Below are 23,818 nucleotides of genomic sequence, written 5' to 3'. Positions count from 1 at the left end.
TGGGGTGCGCGTAGCGCCTGGGGTCCGGTGGGTGGGTCGGGGCCGCGCCGGGGGGTGTCCGTCCTCGGAACGGCGCGGAATCGGGTGCTTACAGGGGCTCGGGGCGTTGACGCGCCAACCGCTGCGGGCGGACACCCCCCGACACGACCCCTTCCCGCCGTACGCGGCTGCGGCTCGGCAACCCTGCGGGGCCCGTCCCGCCGTGCGCGGCTGTCCGTCCATCCCCAGTGCCGGGTGCCAAAGGAACGCCGGCGGAGGGCTACGTCACGCCGTTCGTGCCGGTGCCTGGTGGGCGCAGGGGCGGCGGGACGGTGTCCGGTGTCGCAGGAAGCGCGGCAGCGACAGTGTGACGAAGCCCTCCGCCTGCATCGCGGCGAAGCCGATGCGGGGGAGGTCGGCGGAGCGGCGGTAGACGACGAAGCGCGGCTCCCACCGGGGCCGGAACTTCGCGTTGAACTTGTACAGGGACTCGATCTGGAACCAGCGGGAGAGGAAGACCAGCAGGCCCCGCCATGCCCGGAGGACCGGGCCCGCGCCGATCTTCTCGCCGCGTGCGAGCGCCGCGCGGAACATGGCGAAGTTCAGCGACACCCGCGCGATGCCCAGCTTCGGGGCGGCCTGGAGCGCGGCCACGATCAGGAGTTCGTTCATGCCGGGGTCGGCCGCGCGGTCGCGGCGCATGAGGTCGAGGGACACTCCGTCCCCGCCCCACGGCACGAAGTGCAGGACCGCCTTGAGGTCGCCGTATTCGCCGGGTTCGGCGTCCTGCTTGTGGGCCGTCGCTATCAGGCAGTCCCCGTCGGACGGATCGCCGACGCGGCCCAGGGCCATGGAGAAGCCGCGCTCGGTGTCCGTGCCGCGCCACGCGTCGGCGGCGCGGCGGACGCGGTCCAGTTCGGCGTCGGACAGGTCAGCCACGCGCCGTACCCGGGTCTCGTAACCGGCGCGCTCGATGCGCTTGACCATCTGGCGCACGTTGCGCATCGCGCGGCCGGCGAGGGAGAAATCCGCTACGTCCACCACCGCCTCGTCGCCCAGTTCGAGGGCGTCGAGGCCCGTCTCGCGGGTCCAGACCTCGCCGCCGGTCTCGGAGCAGCCCATGACGGCCGGGGTCCAGGAGTGGGCGCGGGCCTCGTCCATGAAGCGTTCGATGGCGCCCGGCCAGGCCTCGACGTCGCCGATCGGGTCGCCGCTGGCCAGCATGACGCCGGAGACCACGCGGTAGGTGACGGCGGCCTTGCCGCTGGGGGAGAAGACGACGGCCTTGTCGCGGCGCAGCGCGAAGTGGCCGAGGGAGTCGCGGCCCCCGTGCCGGGCGAGCAGGGCGCGCAGCTGGGTCTCGTCGTCCTCGGTGAGGCGGGCCGCGGGGTGTTCGGGGCGGAAGGCCAGGTAGATGGTGGTGATGGCGGTCAGGAGGCCGAGGGCGCCGAGCGAGAAGGCGACCGTCCAGGAGGTGTTGCCCTGGTAGTCGACCGGGCCCTCGACGCCGAAGAGGCCGTACAGGACATGGGTGAGGCGGTCGGCCAGGCTCGGGTCGCCGATCATGCGGTGCGGGTGGGCGTTGACGACGAGCAGGCCGAGCAGGACGGAACCCGCGCTCATGAGGACGAAGTTGGCCAGGGCCCGCCAGCGGCTGCGTGGGTCGGGGAGGGCGGCGAACTCGTCGCGGTGGCGCAGGAGGGGGGCCAGCAGGGCCAGGGAGATCAGTACGCCGAGGAGGGAGTGGCGGTACGTGAACTGCGCGACCGCGCCGAGCGGCAGCAGGGCCACGGCCGCCCGCCAGGCCCGGCGCTTGCGGCGCTTGAGGCCGTGCGCGAGCAGGAGGAGCAGGACGCCGGCGCTGAGGGAGAGGGCGGCGGCGAAGGGGCCGAAGGAGCCGGGGAGGACTTCGGCGAGGGCGTGCATACGGCTGTGGCGGAAGCGGGGGAAGGCGCCGGCCGCGATGTCCAGCAGGCCGACGAGCGCGCAGGCGCGGCCGACGAGGAGGGGGACGCGCTCCGGGCGGGGGCCGCGCAGTGCACGGTGTACGCGGGTGGGCCTCGTCGGAACCCCGCCCGACATTTCCTCATCTGTCCTGACAGACATCGCACCTGTTTGTTCTGCGAGAGAGCGTGGATCCGGGCCCGTTTCGGGCATCCGGCGACATTGCGCCCTCTAGGACGGTGTCTCGGAGGGAGAGGTTCACTCCCCTGATCACAAAGCCCGGACGAACGGACGAACGGACGAACGGGCGCACGGAAAGCGCGGGCAGGTAGCAAGGCATGGGTCTCACGAGCAACAAGGTGCTGGCGCTGGCGGTGGTGGCCGGCGTGCTGCTGTTCGCCGGGACGGTGTGGCTGTGGCCACGGCTGGCCCGGCGGAGCGTGCGGGCCGTTCTGGGGAGGGTCGGTCTGCTGTTCGCCACCCAGGTGGCGGTCTTCGCGGCGGTGGGGCTGGTCGCCAATCAGTCCTTCGGGTTCTACGGCAGCTGGGCCGACCTGTTCGGGCGGGAGGGCGGCCAGGGCGTGGTCGTGGACCACTCCGGCGGTGCGGGTGACGGGCCGTTGCGGGTCGTCGGCGAGCGCCGGGTGACGCCCGCGGGCGGGGCGCGGCCGGAGGTCTCGGGACGGGTGGAGGAGATACGGGTCGTCGGGCGTACGTCGCGGATCGCGTCGCCCGCGTACGTCTATCTGCCGCCGGAGTACTTCCAGGCGCGGCACCGTGCCCGTACCTTTCCCGCGGCCGTCGTCCTGACCGGTTATCCGGGGACCGCCGAGGCGTTGGTGGACAAACTCCATTACCCGCGTACGGCGCTGGAACTGGCGAAGGCCGGGCGGATGCGGCCGATGATCCTGGTGATGCTGCGGCCCACGGTGGCGCCGCCGCGCGACACGGAGTGCGTGGACGTACCGGGCGGACCGCAGACGGAGACGTTCTTCGCCAAGGACCTTCCCGAGGCGGTGAGCGCCCACTACCGGGTGACCAAGGGGCCGCGCGGCTGGGGCGTCGTCGGCAACTCGACCGGCGGCTACTGCGCCCTGAAACTCGCCGCGCACCACCCGGAGGTGTACGCCGCCGGGGCCGGGCTGTCCCCGTACTACGAAGCGCCGAACGACCCCACCACGGGCGACCTCTTCCAGGGGGACGAGGAGCGCGAGAAGCGGGCCGACCTGTGGTGGTACCTCAAGAACGCCCCCGCTCCCGACACTTCACTGCTCGTCACCAGCAGCCGCACCGGCGAGACGAACTACAAGGACACGCTGAAGTTCATCGAACTGGTGAAGGGCAAGAGCCCGACGCGGATCTCGTCGATCATCCTGGAAAGCGGCGGGCACAACTTCAATACCTGGCGGCGGGAGATTCCCGCGACACTGCGGTGGTTGGATGAGCGGCTGGGCGGCGGGCCGGAGTCATAAATGATCTTGAAATCCTGGAGTAATTCGCCCGTCGCCGGGGATGTGGATTCCCAGTTCCCTGTGAACACGTCGGAGACAGCCGTGTTTTTACGGGGCGGGGCGCCAAGATTCGCCTACGCGCGGTAAGTTTCTGGCCATGCCACGTGGACGTCACCGCCATTCCCCGCCTCTGCACAGGCTGCTTCCCCCGTCGGCGATCGCAGGCGTTTCGGTCGTCTGCGCCCTCGGCCCCTGGTTGTTCAGCGAGACCATGATCCTTCGCGTGCTGGCCGCGGCCGCCGCGGTGACGGCCGTGGTCGGCGCGGTCGTCATGCGGCACTGGGACGCGCAGGCGGGCCGGCAGGTCGCCGACCTCACCCGCGCGCGGGCGAGCGACGAGTGGCGCTTCGAGGAACGGGTCGCCGAACTGGAGTCCGACCTGGAGGAGTCGCGCGAGCTGCGGCAGAAGCTGGAGCACCGGCTGCGGGCCAAGCGCACCGAGCTGGCGGGGCTGCGCAACGAGCACGCCTCGCTGCTGCGGCGCTACGCCACGGCGGAGACCGAGCGCGCCAGCGCGCTGGAGGGCCGCCGGCTGCTGGAGATAGAGGCCGCGCCGCAGACACCCGCGTTGCCGGCGGCCCGGCCCGCCCCGGCGCAGGAGACGCCGGAGCGGGAGACGCCGGAGAAGGTGGCGTCGGCACAGGACGTGTCCGCGGAGGAGGTGACGGACGAGGAGGGCGGCGGCGAAGAGGTCTCCGCGCCCGCGGTCTTCTCGCCCGAGGGCTCCCGGCTGTTCCTGCGCGCGAACGCGGCACTGGCCCGCCTCGACGGTGACGCGCCCGACCCGGACGGTGGCGACCGGGCCGAAGCGTCCGACGACTCCGACGACTCCGACGGCGACGGCGGCGGTGACGGCGGTGGCGAGGGCGCGGCGGCCGAGGCGGGGCAGGAGGACGAGGCACAGGGGCAGACCGAGGCGGCCGACGGCCACGAGCGCACCGGCGCCGACTCCCCGACGCCCGCCACCGACGAGGGGCCCGCGCAGCCCACCCAGTCCACGCAGCCCACCCGGCGGACGGAGGGGCACTTCACGGTGCCGACCGCGGTGGCCGTCGTACCGCCGGCTCCGGCGCGGCGTCCGGCGGTCGAGGGCGGTTTCGACTTCTTCGGCACCAAGCCTTCCGAGGGCGCGGGGGACGCGGCGGCCGCGTCCGGCGCCGCTCTGGAGACCGTCCAGAACGAGGACCTCGCCGACGTAGTCGGCCAAGAGGCGCTCGCCCTGCACAAGGCCGAGGCCGAGGTCGCCTTCAAGCAGCCCGGTGAGGAGTCCCGGGGCGTGGGCCAGGTGATCGACCTGACCGCCCACGACGAGACCGAGCAGATCGACGTGCAGGGGCTGCGCAGCGCGGTCTCCTGACCGCCCCGGGCGCCGCGGGCCGGACTCGGGCGGGTCTCAGGCCATCCAGCGGTCCGGCAGGGCGTCCCGGCGGCCGGTCCTGGACCGTTCCGCCTGGCTCCGCAGCAGCTCCGCGGCCTCGTCCGCGTCGCGCAGGCGGGCCGTCACGGTCTTGTTCGCCCCCGTGTCCACGTGGACGTCGGCCAGCCGCAGGGCGCGCCGCCAGGGCCCCTGCGTCAGGCGGACGCTCTGCACCTTGGCGTGCGGCACCAGGGCCAGGCTGCGGCGCAGCAGGCCGTACCGGGCGGCGAAGACCGCGTCGGTGACGGCGAGCCCGTGGCCGCGCCACCACAGCGGTCTGCACCGCGCCGCCCGCCGTGGCGGGCGCGACAGCTCCGGCCCCGTCGGCACGACGACCCCGGGCAGCACGCGCGCGACGACCGACTCGGCGATCTCGCGCGGGGCGACCGGCAGCAGCACCGAGTTCGACGACCCGGCCACGTCCAGCTCCACCCGTACCCAGCGGCGGCGCCGCCACAGCAGCGGCTCGACGAGGCGCACGGTCTGCACCCGGCCCGGCGGCACCGTCTCGTGGGCGCGGTCCAGCAGTCCGTGGTCGATGCGGAGCCCGTCCGGGGACTCGGCCACCGTCCAGTCGTACTCCCCGACGAACCGGCCCGCGCTGCTCGCGCCCGCGGCGCCCACCAGCGGCAGGGCGGTCGCCAGCACCGTCCACAGGTTGTGGGTGGCCAGCCACAGCAGTGTCGGTACGACGACGGCGGCGAGCAGCGTGCCCCAGGTCGCGCCGGTCAGCAGGAGGGAGACGGCGAGGACGCCCGGCGGCACCCGGAGCAGCTGCCGCGCGGGGGCCTCGCCGACCTCGTGCGCGGTCTCGGGCGCGAAGCCCGCCGCGCGCGCGAGCAGCTCGGCCCGCAGCGCACGCGCGTCGTCGGCGCCCAGGAAGGCCAGTTCGTCCTTCTTGCCGGTGCCTATGACGTCGAGCTTGAGCTTGGCGACCCCCGCGACCCGGGCCAGCAGGGGCTGGGTGACGTCGATCGCCTGGATGCGTTCGAGGCGGATGTGCGCGGTGCGCCGGAACAGCAGTCCGGTGCGGATCCGCAGCTCGGTGTCGGTCACCGCGTAGTGGGTGAACCACCAGGTGAGGAAGCCGTACAGGGCGGCGGCCGGGATCAGTACGGCGAGGCCGATCAGCAGGTGGGTCGTGGTCAGCCGGGTCAGCTGGCGCTGTGCCTGGTCGGGGTCGTGCACGGCCCATCCGACGAGCACGGCGACCGGCGCCCACGCCCGCCGCAGGGGCGTGACGGGGTGCAGGCGCCGCTCGACGACCTCGTCGACGGGCGGGAGCGCGTCGGCGCCGGTGCCGGCTTCCACCGGGGTGGGTCCGGTGACGGGGGTGCTGTCCTGGCGTCCGCCCGCGCCGTCTCCCCTGGCCGCGGTCCCGCCGGGGGTGTCGCCGGCGGAGACCGGGGCGGGCCCGGGGGCGGGGTCTGTCGTACGGGCGGTCGGGCCCGGTGTGTGGTCCGGGGACCGGGGCAGGTCGTGCGGGGGCCGGCTCGGCGTGCCGTCCTCGCTTCCGGCGGCGCCCACCGGGTCCGCCGCTCCGGGCTTCCCGGCGCCGTCCGCCGGCCCGCCCGCGCGCTCCGTCGTGCCGTCCTCGGCCGTGTCCTCCCCGGCCCCTGGCCCGGCCCCGGGCCCGGTCACAGTCCCGCCGATCGGGCCTCGCCCAGCTCGGTGAGGCGGTCGCGGAGGCGTTCCGCCTCGGCCGGGTCGAGGCCGGGGATGGTCGCGTCGGTCGCGGCGGCGGCCGTGTGCAGCTGCACGCTGGCCAGGCCGAAGTGCCGCTCGACCGGCCCGGAGGTCACCTCGACCAACTGCATGCGTCCGTACGGGACGACGGTCTCCTCCCGCCACAGCACGCCCCGGTCGATCAGCAGGTCGTCGGCGCGCTCGGCGTACCGCCAGGAGCGCCAGTTGCGCCCCAGCATCACCCACCCCCAGGCCAGCAGGGCCAGCGGCAGCAGCGCCAGGGCGGCCCAGTAGGGGGCCAGGAACAGGGCGGGCAGCACACCCGCGGCGAGCGTCAGCAGGCCGAGCCACACCACCAGCAGCAGTCGCCGCATGTGCAGCAGCCCCGGCGGCAGGCCGGTCCACACCGGCTCCTCCCGCGCCGGAACCGCCGCCGTACCCGGCTGTTCCGCCGGACCCGCCTGCTCCGCCGCGCCCGCCGCCCGCGTCGCCCCCGCCGTGCCCGTGTCGTCCGGGCTCCCCGTCTCCATGGGGCCAGCGTACGTAGGGGAGACTGTGTTCATGACTCCTACGACGGAGACCACGGTCGGAATCGGCGGTGCCGCGGAGAGCACCGACATGGTGCTCAACATCGGGCCCCAGCACCCGTCCACCCACGGCGTGCTGCGGCTCAAGCTGGTTCTGGACGGCGAGCGCATCACGAGCGTGGAGCCGGTGATCGGCTACATGCACCGCGGCGCGGAGAAGCTGTTCGAGGCCCGTGACTACCGTCAGATCATCATGCTCGCCAACCGCCACGACTGGCTGTCGGCCTTCTCCAACGAGCTGGGCGTCGTCCTCGCCGTCGAGCGGATGCTCGGCATGGAGGTCCCCACGCGCGCGGTGTGGACGCGGACGCTGCTCGCCGAGCTGAACCGGGTGCTCAACCACCTGATGTTCCTCGGGTCGTACCCGCTGGAGCTGGGCGGCATCACCCCGGTCTTCTACGCCTTCCGGGAGCGGGAGGTCCTCCAGAACGTGATGGAGGAGGTCTCCGGCGGGCGCATGCACTACATGTTCAACCGCGTCGGCGGTCTCAAGGAGGACCTCCCGGCGGGCTGGACCACGCGCGCGCGTGCCGCCGTCGCCGCCGTGCGCTCGCGGATGGACGTCTTCGACGACCTGGTGCTCGGCAACGAGATCTTCCGGGGGCGTACGCGCGGAGTGGGCGCCCTGAGCGCCGGGGCCGTGCACGCCTACGGCGTCAGCGGGCCGATCGCGCGCGCCTCCGGCGTCGACTTCGACCTGCGCCGCGACGAGCCCTACCTCGCCTACGGCGAACTCCAGGACACCCTCAAGGTCGTCACCCGTACCGAGGGCGACTGCCTGGCCCGCTTCGAGTGCCTCCTGGAGCAGACGCACAACGCCCTCGACCTCGCCGACGCCTGCCTGGACCGCCTCGCCGGGCTGGCGCCGGGGCCGGTGAACCAGCGGCTCCCGAAGGTGCTGAAGGCGCCCGAGGGCCACACGTACGCCTGGACCGAGAACCCGCTCGGCATCAACGGCTACTACCTGGTCAGCAAGGGCGAGAAGACCCCGTACCGGCTGAAGCTGCGCTCGGCGTCGTACAACAACATCCAGGCGCTGGCGGACCTGCTGCCCGGGACGCTGGTCGCGGACATGGTGGCGATCCTGGGGTCACTGTTCTTCGTGGTCGGCGACATCGACAAGTAGCGCGGCGGCGTCGAGGGCGCCCACCGGCTGGAGCAGCCACCAGAAGTCGCCCAGGCCGCCCGCAGCGGTCAGTTCGGCGGCCTGGGAGGCGCTCGCGAGGGCGCGCACATAAGCCGCCGGGTCGGTGGAGGCCAGCGCGAGCGGGGGACGTACGCCGGTGACACCGAGGGCGTGCAGGGCCTCGCGCTGGGGGCGCATGAGCGCATCCGGGGGCGCGTGCCCCGGAGTGCACCTCGCGGTGTGGGCGGCCGCGCACGCGTCCAGGGCCACGTGTGCGGTGATGTCGCACGACCCGTCGGGCACCGGCTCCGTCTCCCGCCCCTGCCGGAAGCCCGTGAGCGTCCCGAACGGGGGGCGGGCGGCCGCGGTGTGCGCGTAGTCGGCGGCCACCGCGAGCCCGGCGTCCAGCGCCGCCACGGCCGACGCCCAGGCCGCGTCGCGGGGAAGCCCGATCTCCGCCCGCAGCCCCTCCTCGCCGGTCAGCGGCCACCACCGGGCCAGCCACTCGGCCTCCGCCCCGGCCACCGGCTCCCCGAGCCGCTGCGCCCCGTCGCCCCGTACGAGCACCCGGCGCGCCACGCCCGCGGCGTCCACCTCCGCCACCTCCACCGGCACGTTGTCCAGCCACTCGTTGGCGAACAGCAGCCCGGTGAGGCCGTGCGGCGGCTCGCGGAGCCACCGGATGCGGGGGTCGAGGCCCTCGGGGCGGGCGGCGACCTCGACGGCGTACGCGCGCGTGCGGGCGGCCACCTCGGCGGGCAGGGCCGCCAGCACCCCGGTGACCAGCTCGCCCCGTCCGGCCGCCAGGTCCACGAAGTCCAGCACCGCGGGCCGGCCCAGCGCCGCGTCGACCCGGCACAGCAGCCGCGCCACGGCCCCCGCGAACAGCGGCGACGCGTGCACGGACGTCCGGAAGTGCCCGGCCGGGCCCTCGGGCCCCGCGCGGTAGAAGCCCTCCGGTCCGTAGAGGGCCTCGTGCGTGGCCTCCCGCCAGCCCCGCCATTCCTCATGCGTCCCTGGAGACCCTCTGAACCCTGCCGTCCCTGGTGTCACAGAGCCAGGCTAGGGGCACAGGAGAGCGGAGCCTCCACCTTGGGGAGTATGCGCGGACGATGCGGATCGGCCCTCCGGTTGACCCCTGCACCTATTCCACTTCCCTACGCTGGGTTACGTGCAGCGCCTCTACGACTTCCTCCGCAGGCACCCGACCGGTGTCGACTCCTTCTGGGCCCTCGTCGTGCTCGGAATCTCCCTGGTGTCCTCGGCGACCCCGGGGACGCGGGCGGACGGGACGGACAACGTGGCGCTGATCGTCCCCTTCATGGTGCTGCTCAGTCTCGTGATCGCGCTGCGCCAGCGGGCGCCGGAGAGGATGCTGCTGCTCGCCGTCGCCCTCGGCGTGGGGCAGTTGGTCTTCGACGTCTCGACGATGCCCGCCGACTTCGCCTTCCTGGTGATCATCTACACCGTGGCCGCGACCGGCGCCCGCTGGGCCTCCCGGACCGCGCTGGCCACCGGTCTGTGCGCGGCGCCCCTGGCCCAGCTGCGCTGGTCCGACAGCGAGCTGGGCATGGGCACCACCATCGCCGTGACCGTCTTCCAGGCGGTTCCCTTCGCCCTCGCCTGGGTGCTCGGCGACTCCATCCGCACCCGGCGCGCGTACTTCGCGCAGCTGGAGGAGCGCGCGACCCGGCTGGAGAAGGAGCGCGAGGCGCAGGCCAAGGTCGCGGTCGCCGCCGAGCGCGCCCGGATCGCACGCGAGCTGCACGACGTCGTCGCGCACAACGTCTCCGTCATGGTGGTGCAGGCCGACGGCGCCGCCTACGTCCTGGACGCGGCGCCCGACCAGGCGAAGAAGGCCCTGGAGACGATCTCCTCCACCGGCCGGCAGGCGCTCGCGGAGATGCGCCGCCTGCTCGGCGTGCTGCGCACCGGCGAGCACAAGGAGGCCGGGGAGTACGTTCCGCAGCCCGACGTCGAGCAGATCGAGGACCTCGTCGAGCAGTGCCGCGTCTCGGGGCTGCCGGTCGACTTCAAGGTCGAGGGCACCCCCCGGCAGCTGCCCAGCGGAGTGGAGCTGACCGCGTACCGCATCGTGCAGGAGGCGCTGACCAACACGCGCAAGCACGGCGGCGAGAACGCGGGCGCGAGCGTGCGTCTGGTCTACTTCGACGACGGGCTCGGCCTGCTCGTCGAGGACGACGGCAAGGGCGCCCCGCACGAGTTGTACGAGGAGGGCGGCTTCGACGGCCAGGGCCACGGCCTGATCGGCATGCGCGAGCGGATCGGCATGGTCGGCGGAACCCTGGACGCGGGCCCGCGTCCGGGCGGAGGATTCCGCGTCAGTGCGCTGCTGCCGTTGAAACCCTCGCCCTGACCACCGCGCCCCCACGCACGTACGACGTTGACACCTGTAAGGAAGATGAGGCCCCGATGGCGATCCGCGTGATGCTCGTCGACGACCAGGTGCTGCTGCGCACCGGGTTCCGGATGGTGCTGGCGGCCCAGCCGGACATGGAGGTCGTCGCGGAGGCGGGCGACGGCGTCGAGGCGCTCCAGGTGCTGCGCTCGACCGCCGTGGACGTCGTCCTGATGGACGTCCGCATGCCCAAGCTCGACGGCGTGGAGACCACCAGCCGGATCTGCGTGGACCCGGACGCGCCGAAGGTGCTGATCCTGACCACCTTCGACCTCGACGAGTACGCGTTCTCGGCGCTGAAGGCGGGCGCCTCCGGCTTCATGCTCAAGGACGTGCCGCCCGGCGAGCTGCTCGCCGCGATCCGCTCCGTGCACAGCGGCGACGCGGTGGTCGCGCCCTCCACCACCCGGCGGCTCCTGGACCGGTTCGCGCCGATGCTGCCGGCCACCGGACAGGAGCCCCGGCAGAAGGAGTTGCAGCGGCTCACCGAACGGGAGCGCGAGGTGATGGTGCTGGTGGCGCAGGGCATGTCCAACGGCGAGATCGCGGCGCGGCTCGTGCTGTCGGAGGCGACCGTCAAGACGCACGTGGGCCGCATCCTGACCAAGCTGGGCCTGCGCGACCGCGTGCAGGTGGTCGTCCTCGCCTACGAGACCGGGCTGGTGCGGGCCGGCGGCGGACAGGGCTGACGGGCCCGTGCGCGGGGCTCCGCGCCGGTAGGGTCTGCTCGTGCTCCTGTGGATCAACGGCCTCTTCGCGGGCGGGATCGGCAGGTGGAGGTCGGCATCCGGCGCATCCGGCTCGACTGACCGGCCGGCCCGCGACGGCGGGGGAGGGCCAGGGGTGTCGTCCGGGCCTCGCCGGAGTCGCGGGGCCGGGCATCGCCGCACCTAGCGCAGGATCCCCTCCAGGAAGTCGCTGCCCAGGCGGGCCACCACCGTGACGTCCAGCTGGTGCAGGACGTACCGGCCGCGGCGCCGGGTGGTGATCAGTCCGGCCTTCTTCAGCACGCCCAGGTGCCGGGATATCTCCGGGGCCGTCATGCCGTGCGCCTGAGCCAGCTCGCTCGTGGTGTACGCGCTGCGGGCCAGGTGCCGGCAGATCCGCATCCGCACCGGGTGGGACAGCGCGGTCATCCGCAGGGTGAGCTGCTCGACCGAGGGCGGTGAGGCCAGCTCGGGGGAGCCCACCGGGTAGTGCAGCACCGGCTGCCAGTCGTGCCGGTGCAGGACCATCAGGTGCGGCCAGCCCAGGCTGGTCGGGACCAGCAGCAGACCGCCGTCCGCCGTCGCCGAACGGCCGTCGCCCAGCTTGTCGACGATGATCCGGGCGGCGCCCTCGTCCAGCGTCACCGCCGGGGACACGGCGGCCAGCGCCTCGGCGAGGCCCTTGTGGCGCAGCAGGTCCGTCTTGTGACGGGCGTCCGCCGCGAGCTGGTGGCGCAGCCGGGACCAGGCCTCCGCGAAGAACGCCTCGTCGCAGTCCCGCGCGAACTGCCGCAGCCAGTCCCGGATCCGCGGCGGATCGGCCAGCAGCCGCTCGCTGAAACGCAACTGCTGCGGTCCCCGCGCGGCGGCCAGGTCCAGCGCGCGCCGGCGCACCTCCGGGTCGTCCAGCGCCGAGACCCCACCGGTGCTGTACGGCAGCGCGCAGGTGAACTCCAGGGCCGCGTCGACGAACTGCTCGTCGGACAGCTTGTCGAGCAGGTCCAGGTCCTCGGCGAGGGTGGCGCCGGGCAGGGTGCTGCGGCCCGGCACCCCGGCGAACGGCATGAACAGGTCCGAGAAGGTCGTCCGCCACAGGAAGTCGGCCTCGCACATCCGGTCGGCCAGATGCGAGTCGAGCCGCGCCGTCACGCCGGTCGCCCAGCCCTGCAACCCCGGGTGGTGCCCCGGCTCGGACAGCGCGTGCAACGCCATGCCCAGCTCGGCCAGCGGTGAGGGCACGACGGCGACCCTCTCCGGCCGCAGCCCCGTGATGTCGATGCGCACGCTCATGCCCCCATGGTGCACGCCGCCACCGACAACGCGGCCGCCGATTGACCGCCGCCGTCAATCGGCGCGACCGCGCGCGCGGACCGGAGCAGTCTGGGTCATCGGGGCGGCCGCGGAGCCCCCTCCCTCACGTTCCCGACGTTCGCGTCCCACGACGAAGGCGATCCGCCATGAGCATCACGCAGCAGTACCTCCTCGACACCTACCGGGCCCGGCAGCTCGGCGAGCCCGCGCCGCCCGCGCCCGGCACCCACGACCGGCGGGTCGTACGCGAGTGGCACGACCGCCGCCGGTTCCGGGCCGTGCTCGCCGGCCGCCCCGCGCGGGGCCGGGTACGGCGGGCCCTGCGCCGGTGGTGGTCCCTGTGGCCGCGCGCCCTGGGCTGACCGGCCGGGCCTCCCGCGTCAGGCCGTCAGCCGGGCGGCGAAGTCGGCGACGGCGGCCCGCACGTCGTCGGCCGTCCACTCCAGGCCCGACTCGCCCACCGAGACCTCGGTGAGGGCGATCCCGGGACCGGCCGCGTTCCAGGACTGGGAGAACAGCATCGTCCCGGTCTCCTCGGCCTGCCGCAGCGCGGTCTCACCGGCCACCTCGGGGTCGCAGGGCAGCCAGACCTGGAACTCGTGCGTGTGCGGCACCTCCGGGTGCACCCGCGCCCACGGCAGCCCGGTCGCCGCCAGTCCCTCGCGCAGCGCGGCCGCCACCACGCGCGCGTGGGCCACGTACGCGGGCAGCCGGGGAAGCTCGCGCTCCAGGCCGGCCAGGGCGGACAGCACCGTGGGGAACTGCTGGAACACCTGGCCGCCGTACCGGTGCCGCCAGGCCCTCGCCTCCTCGACCAGCGTCCGGGGGCCGGCCAGGGCGGCGCCGCCGTAGCCCTTGAGGGACTTGTAGAACGAGACGTACACGCTGTCCGCCAGGCCCGCGATCTCGGTCAGGGGGCGGCCGAAGTGGACGGTGCACTCCCACAGGCGGGCCCCGTCGAAGTGCACCACCGCGTCGCGCTCCCGGGCGGCCTCGACGACCTCGGTGAGCTCCTCCCAGGTGGGCAGCAGGTACCCGGCCTCCCTGAGCGGCAGTTCCAGCATCAGCGCCCCGAACGGTTCCTCGAAGTCGCGCACCTCGTCGGCGGTCGGCTGCCGCGGCGCGGCGGTCAGCCGTACCGGACGCAGTCCGCCGACCCGGCTGAAGGCGTCGCGCTCGTGCACCTCGGGATGGCCGAGCCCGTGCAGGGCGACGACCGGGTTGCCGGTGCGGCCCGCCCAGCAGCGCAGGGCCACCTGCTGGGCCATGGTCCCGGTCGGGAAGAAGGCGGCGGCCTCGGTGCCGAGGAGGGCGGCGGTCCGCTCCTCCAGGGCCGCCACGACGCCGTTGCCGTAGAGGTCGGACGGCTCGTCGAGGTCGTACAGCCCGTCGGCCCCGTCCAGCAGGGCGAGGCGCTCGCGCAGGGTCGTGATGAAGCCCGGGCGGGCGAGTACGCGCCGTGCACCGCGCAGGGCGGCCACGCGCCGCTCCCGGCCGCGGTTGTTCCTCAGCGCCTCCGGCTCCGCCGGTTCCGCCTGTTCGTCTTGCTCTGCCGTGTCGCTCATGCCGGGATCATGTCGCGCGGACCGCCCGCCGGACACCCGGGTTTCTCCACCGGCTCCGACCCGCGGCCGCGGTGTGCGCCCCGGCACCGCACGGAAACCCACAGCCTGTGGACAAACGGACGTCGTCCGGACCGATCGCGTTAACATGACGAGAAATCGTCCGGTACCCCGAGCGGACTGGAACGGGAAGGCCGTCGTCGCGTGAACACAACCCCACAGCCAGACCCCAAGGACCGCCCCGCGCGGCTCACCGTAGGCGTCGTCGGCGCCGGACGGGTGGGCCCCGCGCTGGCCGCGTCCCTCCAGCTCGCCGGGCACCGCCCGGTGGCCGTCTCCGGAGTCTCCGACGCCTCCAGGAGGCGTGCCGCCGCCCTCCTCCCCGACGTGCCGCTCACGACGCCCGCGGAGGTCCTCCAGCGCGCCGAACTGGTCCTGCTGACCGTCCCCGACGACGCCCTGCCCGGCCTGGTGACCGGGCTCGCCGAGACCGGAGCGGTCCGTCCGGGCCAGCTGCTGGTGCATACCTCCGGGCGGTACGGCGCGAGGGTCCTGGACCCCGCGCTGCGCGCCGGCGCCCTGCCGCTGGCCCTGCACCCGGCGATGACCTTCACCGGCACCCCGGTGGACGTCCAGCGCCTGGCCGGCTGCTCCTTCGGCGTCACCGCGCCCGAGGAGCTGCGGCTGGCCGCCGAGGCCCTGGTCATCGAGATGGGCGGCGAGCCGGAGTGGATCGCCGAGGACCGGCGCCCGCTCTACCACGCGGCGCTGGCCCTGGGCTCCAACCACCTGATCACCCTGGTCGCCCAGTCCATGGAGCTGCTGCGCACGGCCGGCGTGGCGGCCCCCGACCGGATGCTCGGCCCGCTGCTCGGCGCCTCCCTCGACAACGCCCTGCGCTCCGGCGACGCGGCCCTCACCGGCCCCGTCGCGCGCGGGGACGCGGGCACGGTCGCCGCGCACATCGTGGAGCTGCGCGCACACGCCCCCCAGGCCGTCGCCGGCTACCTGGCGATGGCCCGCGCGACCGCCGACCGCGCCCTGGACCACGGGCTGCTGAAGGCCGAACTCGCCGAGGACCTGCTCGGGGTACTCGCCGACGGAGCCACGGGAGCCACGGGAGCCACGGGAGCCACCAGCGGCGCCGACGGCACCGGAGCCACCTCCGGGCAGGGCCCGGACGGAAAGCCCGGCCCCGACGAAACCCCCGGCCTCGACGGCCCCGACGGACCCCCCGGCCCCGAGGGCCCCGAAGGCACCGACGGAGGCGCCCGATGACCACCACCCCGCCCGACCTGCTCCGCACCGCCGACGAGCTGCACGCGCGCGTACGGCACGGCCGCCGGGCCGTCGTGATGACCATGGGCGCCCTGCACGAGGGCCACGCCACCCTGATCCGCACGGCGCGCGACCTCGCGGGCCCCGACGGCGAGGTCGTCGTCACGGTCTTCGTGAACCCCCTCCAGTTCGGCGCCGGCGAGGACCTCGACCGCTACCCGCGCACCCTGGACGCCGACCTGGCGATCGCCGGGCGGGCGGGCGCCGACGCCGTCTTCGCCCCCGCGGTCGACGAGGTCTACCCGGGCGGTGAGCCCCAGGTGCGCATCACCGCAGGACCCATGGGAGAACGCCTGGAGGGTGCCTCCCGCCCCGGCCACTTCGACGGCATGCTCACCGTCGTCGCCAAGCTGCTCCACCTCACCCGCCCCGACCTCGCCCTGTACGGCCGGAAGGACGCGCAGCAGCTCGCGCTGATCCGCCGCATGGTCCGCGACCTGAACTTCGGCGTGGAGATCGTCGGCGTCCCCACCGTGCGCGAGGAGGACGGCCTGGCCCTGTCCAGCCGCAACCGCTACCTCTCGACGGCGGAACGCCGTACCGCCCTCGCCCTCTCGCAGGCGCTCTTCGCCGGCCAGGACCGGCACGCCGCCCAGGAGGCGCTCCGCGCGCGGGCCCGCGAAGTACCCGCCACCCGGGCACGCGCCGAGGCGCTGGGCGCCCTGGGCGAGTCCCGCGCGGCGGCCGACGCGCACGCCGTCGCCACGTCCGCGCCCGGCAGCGCCACGGCCGTCCGGGACGCCGCCCGCCTGGTGCTGGACGACGCCGCCCGCGCCACCCCGCCCCTGGAGCTGGACTACCTCGCCCTGGTCGACCCCGCCGACTTCACCGAGATCGGCGACGACCACACCGGCGAGGCCGTTCTCGCCGTCGCCGCCCGGGTCGGCGCGACCCGCCTGATCGACAACGTCCACCTCACCTTCGGATCCCTCGGAGCCGCCTCGTGACCAGCACAGGCATACGACTGCACGCCCCCGCGCCCGGCTGGGCCATCGCCGCCGACGTGGTGGTCGTCGGCTCCGGCGTCGCGGGCCTCACCGCGGCCCTGCGCTGCGAGGCCGCCGGTCTGCGGACCGTCGTCGTCACCAAGGCCCGCCTGGACGACGGCTCCACCCGCTGGGCGCAGGGCGGCGTCGCCGCGGCCCTCGGCGAGGGCGACACCCCCGAGCAGCACCTGGACGACACCCTGGTCGCCGGCGCCGGTCTGTGCGACGCGGAAGCGGTCCGCATCCTGGTCACCGAGGGCCCCGACGCCGTACGCCGGCTCATCGAGACCGGTGCGCACTTCGACGAGTCCACCGAGGGCGGCCTGGCGCTCACCCGCGAGGGCGGCCACCACCGCCGCCGCATCGCCCACGCGGGCGGCGACGCCACCGGCGCCGAGATCTCCCGCGCCCTGGTGGAGGCGGTACGCGCGCGCGGGCTGCGCACGATCGAGAACGCCCTCGTCCTCGACCTCCTCACGGACACCGACGGCCGCACCGCCGGCGTCACCCTGCACGTCATGGGCGAGGGCCAGCACGACGGCGTCGGGGCGGTCCACGCCCCCGCGGTCGTCCTCGCCACCGGCGGCATGGGCCAGGTCTTCTCGGCGACCACGAACCCCGCCGTCTCCACGGGCGACGGCGTGGCCCTCGCCCTGCGCGCGGGCGCCGAGGTCAGCGACCTCGAGTTCGTGCAGTTCCACCCCACGGTCCTCTTCCTGGGCCCGGACGCCGAGGGCCAGCAGCCCCTGGTCTCCGAGGCGGTGCGCGGCGAGGGCGCCCACCTGGTGGACGCGGACGGCGTGCGCTTCATGCTGGGACAGCACGAACTCGCCGAACTCGCCCCCCGCGACGTCGTCGCCAAGGGCATCACGCGCCGCATGCAGGAGCAGGGCACCGAGCACGTGTACCTGGACGCGCGCCACTTCGGCGCCGACATGTGGGAGCGCCGCTTCCCGACGATCCTCGCCGCCTGCCGTGCCCACGGCATCGACCCGGTCACCGAGCCGATCCCCGTCGCGCCGGCCGCCCACCACGCCTCGGGCGGCGTCCGTACCGACGACCACGGCCGTACGACGGTCCCCGGCCTGTACGCGTGCGGCGAGGTCGCCTGCACCGGGGTGCACGGCGCCAACCGCCTGGCCTCCAACTCCCTCCTGGAAGGTCTCGTCTACGCCGAACGCATCGCCGCCGACGTAGCGGCCGGCCACTCCGACGGCACCCTCCACGCGCGCGTACCCGCCCCCCTCCCGCACCCGTACCACCCGGAACACCCCCTCCTCCCGCCCGAGGCCCGCCTCACCATCCAGCGGATCATGACGGAGGGCGCCGGCATCCTGCGCTCGGCCGGTTCCCTCACGCGCGCGGCCGACCTGCTGCACGGCCTGCACACCGAGGCCCGCGAGGCCCTGCACGAGAACGGCAAGACGTCCGAGCCGGGCGTCGACACCTGGGAGGCCACCAACCTCCTGTGCGTGGCCCGGGTCCTGGTGGCCGCGGCGGCTCGGCGCGAGGAGACCCGCGGCTGCCACTGGCGCGAGGACCACGCGGACCGCGACGACACGACGTGGCGCCGCCACATCGTCGTACGGCTGAACCCGGACCGCACCCTCGCCGTGCACACCACGGACACGCCAGAATTCCCCCCTACCGTCCACGGCGCCCAGCCGACGCACCGTCCCCAGGAGCAGTGACAGCAGTGAACCCCTCCGACCCCTCCGAACTCCCCCTCGCCTCCGGCGGAGGCTGCGGCGACGGCTGCGCCTGCGGTGCGGACACCGAAGAAGACACCTACATGGAGTGCGGCCTCGACCCGGCCCTCGCGGCGCTCCTGCTGGACTCCGGACTCGACCCGGTCGAGGTCGAGGACATCGCGAACGTCGCCATCCAGGAGGACCTGGCGGGCGGCGTGGACGTGACGACCGTCGCGACCATCCCCGAGGACGCCGTGGCGACCGCCGACTTCACCGCGCGCGAGGCGGGCGTCGTGGCCGGTCTCAGGGTCGCCGAGGCGGTGCTGTCGATCGTCTGCACGGACGAGTTCGAGGTGGAGCGCCACGTCGAGGACGGCGACCGCGTGGAGGAGGGCCAGAAGCTCCTGTCCGTCACCACCCGCACCCGCGACCTCCTGACCGCCGAACGCAGCGCGCTGAACCTCCTGTGCCGCATGTCGGGCATCGCGTCGGCCACGCGCGCGTGGGCGGACGCCCTGGACGGCACGAAGACCAGGGTCCGCGACACCCGCAAGACCACCCCCGGGCTGCGCGGCCTGGAGAAGTTCGCGGTCCGCTGCGGCGGCGGCGTCAACCACCGCATGTCCCTCTCGGACGCGGCCCTCGTCAAGGACAACCACGTGGTCGCCGCGGGCGGCGTCGCCGAGGCCTTCAACGCCGTGCGCGAGAGCTTCCCCGACGTGCCCATCGAGGTCGAGGTCGACACCCTGCACCAGCTCCGCGAGGTCCTGGACGCGGGCGCCGACCTGATCCTCCTGGACAACTTCACCCCGGACGAGTGCGAGGAGGCGGTCGCCCTGGTCGCCGGCCGAGCCGCGCTGGAGGCCTCGGGCCGCCTGACCCTCACCAACGCCAAGGCCTACGCGGCCACCGGCGTCGACTACCTGGCCGTGGGCGCCCTCACCCACAGCTCCCCGATCCTGGACATCGGCCTGGACCTGCGAGCGGCGGAGTAGACCCCATGCTGCTGACGATCGACGTAGGCAACACGCACACCGTCCTCGGCCTCTTCGACGGCGAGGACATCGTCGAGCACTGGCGCATCTCCACGGACTCGCGCCGCACGGCCGACGAGCTGGCGGTCCTCCTCCAGGGCCTGATGGGCATGCACCCGCTGCTCGGCGACGAACTGGGCGACGGCATCGACGGCATCGCCATCTGCGCGACGGTCCCCTCCGTCCTGCACGAACTGCGCGAGGTCACCCGCCGCTACTACGGCGACGTCCCCGCGGTCCTGGTCGAACCGGGCGTCAAGACCGGCGTCCCGATCCTCACCGACCACCCCAAGGAGGTCGGCGCCGACCGCATCATCAACGCGGTCGCCGCGGTCGAGCTGTACGGCGGCCCGGCGATCGTCGTGGACTTCGGCACGGCGACGACGTTCGACGCGGTCAGCGCGCGCGGGGAGTACATCGGCGGCGTCATCGCCCCCGGCATCGAGATCTCGGTCGAGGCGCTCGGCGTCAAGGGCGCCCAGCTCCGCAAGATCGAGGTGGCCCGGCCGCGGAGCGTGATCGGCAAGAACACGGTCGAGGCGATGCAGTCCGGCATCGTGTACGGCTTCGCCGGCCAGGTCGACGGCGTCGTCAACCGCATGGCCCGCGAGCTGGCCGACGACCCGGACGACGTGACGGTCATCGCGACGGGCGGCCTGGCGCCGATGGTGCTGGGCGAGTCCTCGGTCATCGACGAGCACGAGCCGTGGCTGACGCTGATGGGGCTGCGGCTGGTGTACGAGCGGAACGTGTCCCGCATGTAGGTGCGCCCGGGGTGGGTGCGGGGTCGGGGGAGCGCGGCCCGACGTAGCGGGGTGCCGCCGCGCCCACCCGTGCCGCCTGGGGGACCTCCCAGGCCGTTCAGGCACTGGGGGAGGCACGACTGCCCGCAGCCGCACCAACCCGAGGCGCTGCACGGACCCCCACCAAACCCGCACAGGCGCCGCAGGCACCCGCATCCGGGTGGGCGCGCACGCCACACCTATGCCCCCTATGCGGGGTTTGTCTGATTAGCGCGTATCGTCGCCGCATGCCCACGCCCTACGGACCCCGCGGCGGCATGGCGTTCGGTGCTCAGGAGCTGCGCGTGCTCCGGCGAGCCCTCGCCCTCGCCCTGAACCCCAGCCCGGCCTCGGACCAGGAGGTCCTGGACTGCCTCCAACTCGCAGAGTCGCTCGACGAGGCGCTGCGGGAGGGGGCCAGACTGCGCGCCTTCCTGGTGGCCGACCTGGCCCGGTACCGCGCCGCCCTCCCCGGCACCGCCACCGGCTACCTCACGCTCCTGGACGAGGCGCTGGGCGCCGGTCACCGCCCCGGCGCGGACGACCTCGCCGCCCTGGGCGCCCTGCGCGGCAACCCCGCCGCGGCCGCCCTCCTGGCCCGCTGCAGCCCCGAGACGCCCACCGCGGCCACGAGGACGTCCACGACGGCCACGACGGCCACGACGGCCACAGTCACGCTCCCCGCCGCGCGCACCCGCCTCCACGCCCTCCCCGGCGGCCGGCAGCCGGACCAGGACCCCGCGCAGAAGCCCGCCCCGAAGCCGGCCTCCCCGCAGCCCGCCCCGGCCACCCCAAAGCGCCCCGTCCCCACCCCCGGCGAGGTCTTCCCCCGCCGCAAGCCCGCCCCGCCGACGCCCCCCGCCCCTGGCTCCCGGCACCACCTCGCGGCCGGCTGACGGCGCCTGGCTACCCTGGTCCCATGGACTACGTCTCCGCGCTCCTGCCCCCGGCCGTGATGGCCGTCTTCTTCATCGGCGTGATCCGGGTGATCGTGAAGACCCAGGGCGGCGCCAACAAGGCCAAGGAGGACGCGGTCGTCGATGCCGCCCTCGCGCGGGCGGAGGGCACCCGGCAGGCGTCCCCGCAGCCCAAGGCCTGACCGGCGCACACCCCGACGGCCCGCCCCCCGTACGGCTCCCACCCAGGAGCCGTACGCCCCTTTCGTGCCCGTTTTCCGGCGGAAGCGCACGTCGGCACGCGATCGCCCCGATCTCCCACTATCGTTCGAAGCGTGCCTCGCCCATTGGGAGAACTCGAAGACGCGGTCATGACGAGGGTGTGGAAGTGGAACCGCCCCTTGACCGTTCGAGAAGTCCTGGAAGACCTCCAACAGGAACGGTCCATCGCCTACACCACCGTGATGACCGTTTTGGACAATCTCCATCAGAAGGGCTGGGTGCGCCGCGAGTCCGAAGGCCGGGCCTATCGATATGAGGCGGTCTCCACTCGCGCCGCCTACGCCGCCGCCCTCATGAACGACGCCTGGTCCCAGAGCGACAACCCGGCCGCGGCCCTCGTCGCCTTCTTCGGCATGATGAGCGAGGAACAGCGCCAGGCACTCGCCGACGCCATCCGCATCGTGCAGGGACCGGAAACCCCCGCGCCGGGACCCGGCGCGGTACCGGACGGCGGCGAGCGATAGCGTCCCCCCATGCCAAATGCCATCAGCGTCCGGCGGGCCCGCACCAGCGATGTCCCCGACGTACGCCGGCTCCTCGACGCGTACGTCCGTGACCGCATCCTGCTCGACAAAGCGATGGTGACGCTTTACGAGAGCATCCAGGAGTTCTGGGTCGCGGAACGGGACGACAACGCCGAGGTGGTCGGCTGCGGCGCGCTGCACGTGATGTGGGAAGACCTCGCGGAAGTGCGCACTCTCGCCGTGAAGCCCGGTCTGAAGGGCGCGGGCGTCGGCCACAAGCTGCTGGAGAAGTTGCTGGACACGGCGCGCTGGCTCGGTGTTCGCCGCGTTTTCTGTCTGACCTTCGAAGTGGACTTCTTCGGCAAGCACGGCTTCGTGGAGATCGGGGAGACACCGGTCGACACCGATGTGTACGCGGAGCTGCTGCGTTCCTATGACGAGGGTGTTGCGGAGTTCCTGGGGCTCGAACGAGTGAAACCGAACACCTTGGGCAACAGCCGGATGCTTCTGCATCTGTGATCGCCGGGCAGCGCCAGGCGTCCACGGTCCTTCGAGGTTTATTCCACCGACCTGCCCTTCACGGGTTCCCTATGTCCGAAACGCGCATGTTTCCGGCCCGGAGTCGGGCTACCGGTCTCCGCCGGGGGTTTGTGTTTTTCCGGCAAAAGCGGTTTGCTTTCCGGCGTACTGCAGTACTGCATATAACAAGGGGCGGCGATACGGCGGACGCCGGCGGACTCCCGGCCCTCAAGTTATCGATGAAAGGAAATCCGGTGGCACAGAAGGTTCAGGTCCTTCTTGTCGATGACCTCGACGGCGGCGAGGCAGACGAGACCGTGACGTTCGCACTGGACGGCAAGACCTACGAGATCGACCTCACCACCGCCAACGCGGACAAGCTCCGCGGTCTCCTCGACCCGTACCTGAAGGGTGGCCGCCGTACCGGTGGCCGTGCCTCGGGCGGTCGCGGCAAGGCGCGCGCCGCTTCCGGCGGCAGCCAGGACACCGCGGCGATCCGCGCCTGGGCGAAGGAGAACGGCTGGGACGTCAACGACCGCGGCCGTGTCCCCGCGAAGGTCCGCGAGGCGTACGAGCAGGCCAACGGCTGATCACCCGACCCGTGCCACGGGCCGCGTCCGCGGCGGGCCGCTCGCGGTGAGCCGGACGCGGTGGCACTGCGTGGCCAGTGTGTGGACCAGCCGGGCGAGATCGAGGGCGGTCCCGGTACGTCCGGGGACCGACAGCGCCGGCAGCGAGGACTCCACCTCGCGTCCCGGCTCCGGGGGTCGCAGCCATACGGCGGCCCCGCGCAGGCCGTCGCGCTCCGGGGGACGCGGCGGCAGCCCGGCCGGGCCGGATTCCGGGACCTGGGGCGCGTCCACGAGGCCGCCCGCTCCGACCGCCGTCAGGTCGAGCGCCAGTGAACCCCACTCCAGCCACTCCAGCAGCCCGGGCAGCTCCTCCGCGGCACCCGCCGCCACGAGCAGCAGCATCCGCCCGCCCCGGACGGCCACCGGGAACCCCGGCACCGGCGAGCCCGCACCCGCCTGTCCGGTCCGGTCGGCGCACACCGGCCGGTCCAGCCGCTCCAGCGTCGCGTACCCCGCGCCGGCCGGCACGTCGAGGACGTCGAAGCGGACGCCCGTGCGCAGCCGCACCGGCTCCCCGGGCGCCGTCGGCCACCCGAGCGCGCTCTCGTACCAGCACCGCACCCGCTCCTGTGCCGAGCCGCCGCTCTCGGTGGGCCGGCGGGGCGACGGCACGACGGGGGACGCGGGAGCGACGGGGACCGGGTGCGAGGCGCCAACCATGCCAAGTGCAACCGTCCGAAGAGCCATCGGGTTACGCTGGGTGGCAATCCGAATGCACAGAGTGCTGGATGAGGGCGGCAAGAGGGGGCGTGCGGGGGTGCGGGGAGGCGCAAGGTTGTTCGCCCGTAGCGGAGGGAACCGGTGTGCGCGGCATGGAGTGTCCGTCCCAGCGGGTAAGACATCCCTAGTGGGAGGGGGCGACATGCAGATCGGGCCGTCTCGCGTTCGCCATCGGCGTACTGGCGAGTGGGGTAAGTGCCTGGCCTGCGGGAACATCGTCTCGCA

23 protein-coding genes are annotated in these 23,818 nt (G+C 73.8%); 16 read left to right on the top strand and 7 right to left on the bottom strand.

Annotation, left to right across the window (positions count from 1 at the left end; genetic code table 11):
• Positions 1-264 precede the first annotated feature (264 nt).
• Positions 265-2,061, bottom strand: a complete 1,797-nt coding sequence (locus tag BZZ08_RS11280; RefSeq protein ID WP_104632039.1) for a phosphatidylglycerol lysyltransferase domain-containing protein — start codon at positions 2,059-2,061, stop codon at positions 265-267.
• 200 nt (positions 2,062-2,261) lie between these two features.
• On the opposite strand from BZZ08_RS11280, the gene BZZ08_RS11275 reads away from it, so the two are divergent.
• Both BZZ08_RS11275 and BZZ08_RS11270 read left to right on the top strand, forming a co-directional pair.
• Positions 2,262-3,395: an alpha/beta hydrolase gene (locus BZZ08_RS11275; RefSeq protein ID WP_104632038.1), complete on the top strand. Its 1,134-nt coding sequence runs from the start codon at positions 2,262-2,264 to the stop codon at positions 3,393-3,395.
• Between the two features lie 250 nt (positions 3,396-3,645).
• Positions 3,646-4,791 carry a hypothetical protein gene (locus tag BZZ08_RS11270; protein ID WP_104632037.1) on the top strand — a complete coding sequence of 382 codons (1,146 nt, stop codon included), beginning with the start codon at positions 3,646-3,648 and terminating at the stop codon, positions 4,789-4,791.
• A 36-nt stretch (positions 4,792-4,827) separates the two neighbouring features.
• Here the strand turns inward: BZZ08_RS11270 and BZZ08_RS11265 are convergent, their stop codons facing one another.
• Both BZZ08_RS11265 and BZZ08_RS11260 read right to left on the bottom strand, forming a co-directional pair.
• A complete protein-coding gene (locus BZZ08_RS11265; protein WP_104632088.1) occupies positions 4,828-6,162 on the bottom strand; it encodes a PH domain-containing protein in 1,335 nt (444 codons plus the stop codon).
• A 326-nt stretch (positions 6,163-6,488) separates the two neighbouring features.
• A complete protein-coding gene (locus BZZ08_RS11260) occupies positions 6,489-7,067 on the bottom strand; it encodes a PH domain-containing protein (RefSeq protein ID WP_241965439.1) in 579 nt (192 codons plus the stop codon).
• A gap of 31 nt (positions 7,068-7,098) precedes the next feature.
• On the opposite strand from BZZ08_RS11260, the gene BZZ08_RS11250 reads away from it, so the two are divergent.
• Entirely contained in the window at positions 7,099-8,250 is a 1,152-nt protein-coding gene (locus BZZ08_RS11250; protein ID WP_104632036.1) for an NADH-quinone oxidoreductase subunit D, read from the top strand.
• Here BZZ08_RS11250 and BZZ08_RS11245 read toward each other — a convergent pair.
• Positions 8,215-9,303 carry an SAM-dependent methyltransferase gene (locus tag BZZ08_RS11245; protein WP_104632035.1) on the bottom strand — a complete coding sequence of 363 codons (1,089 nt, stop codon included), beginning with the start codon at positions 9,301-9,303 and terminating at the stop codon, positions 8,215-8,217. The genes BZZ08_RS11250 and BZZ08_RS11245 overlap by 36 nt on opposite strands.
• A gap of 118 nt (positions 9,304-9,421) precedes the next feature.
• Between BZZ08_RS11245 and BZZ08_RS11240 the strand changes: the two genes are divergently transcribed.
• Positions 9,422-10,627, top strand: a complete 1,206-nt coding sequence (locus BZZ08_RS11240) for a sensor histidine kinase (RefSeq protein WP_104632034.1) — start codon at positions 9,422-9,424, stop codon at positions 10,625-10,627.
• A 56-nt stretch (positions 10,628-10,683) separates the two neighbouring features.
• A complete protein-coding gene (locus tag BZZ08_RS11235) occupies positions 10,684-11,358 on the top strand; it encodes a response regulator (protein WP_087807986.1) in 675 nt (224 codons plus the stop codon).
• Positions 11,359-11,559: 201 nt separating this feature from the next.
• Here BZZ08_RS11235 and BZZ08_RS11230 read toward each other — a convergent pair whose 3' ends face one another.
• Positions 11,560-12,666, bottom strand: coding sequence for a DUF5937 family protein (locus tag BZZ08_RS11230; protein WP_104632033.1), 1,107 nt, complete (start codon positions 12,664-12,666; stop codon positions 11,560-11,562).
• 167 nt (positions 12,667-12,833) lie between these two features.
• Here BZZ08_RS11230 and BZZ08_RS11225 point away from each other — a divergent pair, with 167 nt between their 5' ends.
• On the top strand, positions 12,834-13,049 hold the full coding sequence (locus BZZ08_RS11225) for a hypothetical protein (RefSeq protein ID WP_104632032.1): 216 nt from the start codon (positions 12,834-12,836) through the stop codon (positions 13,047-13,049).
• A gap of 18 nt (positions 13,050-13,067) precedes the next feature.
• Here the strand turns inward: BZZ08_RS11225 and BZZ08_RS11220 are convergent, their stop codons facing one another.
• The gene (locus tag BZZ08_RS11220) at positions 13,068-14,252 is read right to left on the bottom strand and encodes a threonine aldolase family protein (protein ID WP_104632031.1); all 1,185 of its coding nucleotides are present in this window, start codon (positions 14,250-14,252) and stop codon (positions 13,068-13,070) included.
• Between the two features lie 201 nt (positions 14,253-14,453).
• On the opposite strand from BZZ08_RS11220, the gene BZZ08_RS11215 reads away from it, so the two are divergent.
• From BZZ08_RS11215 to BZZ08_RS11165, 10 genes are all read left to right on the top strand, one after another.
• A complete protein-coding gene (locus BZZ08_RS11215; RefSeq protein WP_104632030.1) occupies positions 14,454-15,527 on the top strand; it encodes a Rossmann-like and DUF2520 domain-containing protein in 1,074 nt (357 codons plus the stop codon).
• Positions 15,524-16,534, top strand: coding sequence for a pantoate--beta-alanine ligase (panC, locus tag BZZ08_RS11210; protein WP_104632029.1), 1,011 nt, complete (start codon positions 15,524-15,526; stop codon positions 16,532-16,534). The genes BZZ08_RS11215 and panC overlap by 4 nt, the downstream gene beginning before the upstream one ends.
• Positions 16,531-18,264 (top strand): L-aspartate oxidase, encoded by a 1,734-nt coding sequence (locus BZZ08_RS11205; protein ID WP_104632028.1) that lies wholly within the window; start codon positions 16,531-16,533, stop codon positions 18,262-18,264. The genes panC and BZZ08_RS11205 overlap by 4 nt, the downstream gene beginning before the upstream one ends.
• A 5-nt stretch (positions 18,265-18,269) precedes the next feature.
• A complete protein-coding gene (gene nadC, locus BZZ08_RS11200) occupies positions 18,270-19,259 on the top strand; it encodes a carboxylating nicotinate-nucleotide diphosphorylase (RefSeq protein ID WP_104632027.1) in 990 nt (329 codons plus the stop codon).
• 5 nt (positions 19,260-19,264) lie between these two features.
• Positions 19,265-20,062: a type III pantothenate kinase gene (locus BZZ08_RS11195; protein ID WP_003975453.1), complete on the top strand. Its 798-nt coding sequence runs from the start codon at positions 19,265-19,267 to the stop codon at positions 20,060-20,062.
• A gap of 266 nt (positions 20,063-20,328) precedes the next feature.
• The gene (locus BZZ08_RS11185) at positions 20,329-20,976 is read left to right on the top strand and encodes a hypothetical protein (RefSeq protein ID WP_104632025.1); all 648 of its coding nucleotides are present in this window, start codon (positions 20,329-20,331) and stop codon (positions 20,974-20,976) included.
• 23 nt (positions 20,977-20,999) lie between these two features.
• The gene (locus tag BZZ08_RS11180) at positions 21,000-21,179 is read left to right on the top strand and encodes a hypothetical protein (RefSeq protein ID WP_104632024.1); all 180 of its coding nucleotides are present in this window, start codon (positions 21,000-21,002) and stop codon (positions 21,177-21,179) included.
• Between the two features lie 168 nt (positions 21,180-21,347).
• Positions 21,348-21,722: a BlaI/MecI/CopY family transcriptional regulator gene (locus BZZ08_RS11175; protein ID WP_446750250.1), complete on the top strand. Its 375-nt coding sequence runs from the start codon at positions 21,348-21,350 to the stop codon at positions 21,720-21,722.
• 9 nt (positions 21,723-21,731) lie between these two features.
• Positions 21,732-22,241 carry an amino-acid N-acetyltransferase gene (locus tag BZZ08_RS11170; RefSeq protein WP_030404798.1) on the top strand — a complete coding sequence of 170 codons (510 nt, stop codon included), beginning with the start codon at positions 21,732-21,734 and terminating at the stop codon, positions 22,239-22,241.
• Positions 22,242-22,495: 254 nt separating this feature from the next.
• On the top strand, positions 22,496-22,831 hold the full coding sequence (locus BZZ08_RS11165; protein WP_003975458.1) for a histone-like nucleoid-structuring protein Lsr2: 336 nt from the start codon (positions 22,496-22,498) through the stop codon (positions 22,829-22,831).
• Here BZZ08_RS11165 and BZZ08_RS11160 read toward each other — a convergent pair whose 3' ends face one another.
• Positions 22,832-23,533 carry an SCO3374 family protein gene (locus BZZ08_RS11160; protein WP_104632022.1) on the bottom strand — a complete coding sequence of 234 codons (702 nt, stop codon included), beginning with the start codon at positions 23,531-23,533 and terminating at the stop codon, positions 22,832-22,834.
• Between the last annotated feature and the right edge of the window lie 285 nt (positions 23,534-23,818).

It is taken from the genome of Streptomyces sp. MH60 (assembly GCF_002939385.1).
Lineage (GTDB): Bacteria > Actinomycetota > Actinomycetes > Streptomycetales > Streptomycetaceae > Streptomyces.
The sequence above is the reverse complement of the archived record's forward strand: the minus strand, read 5'-3'. Positions and strand labels throughout refer to the sequence as shown.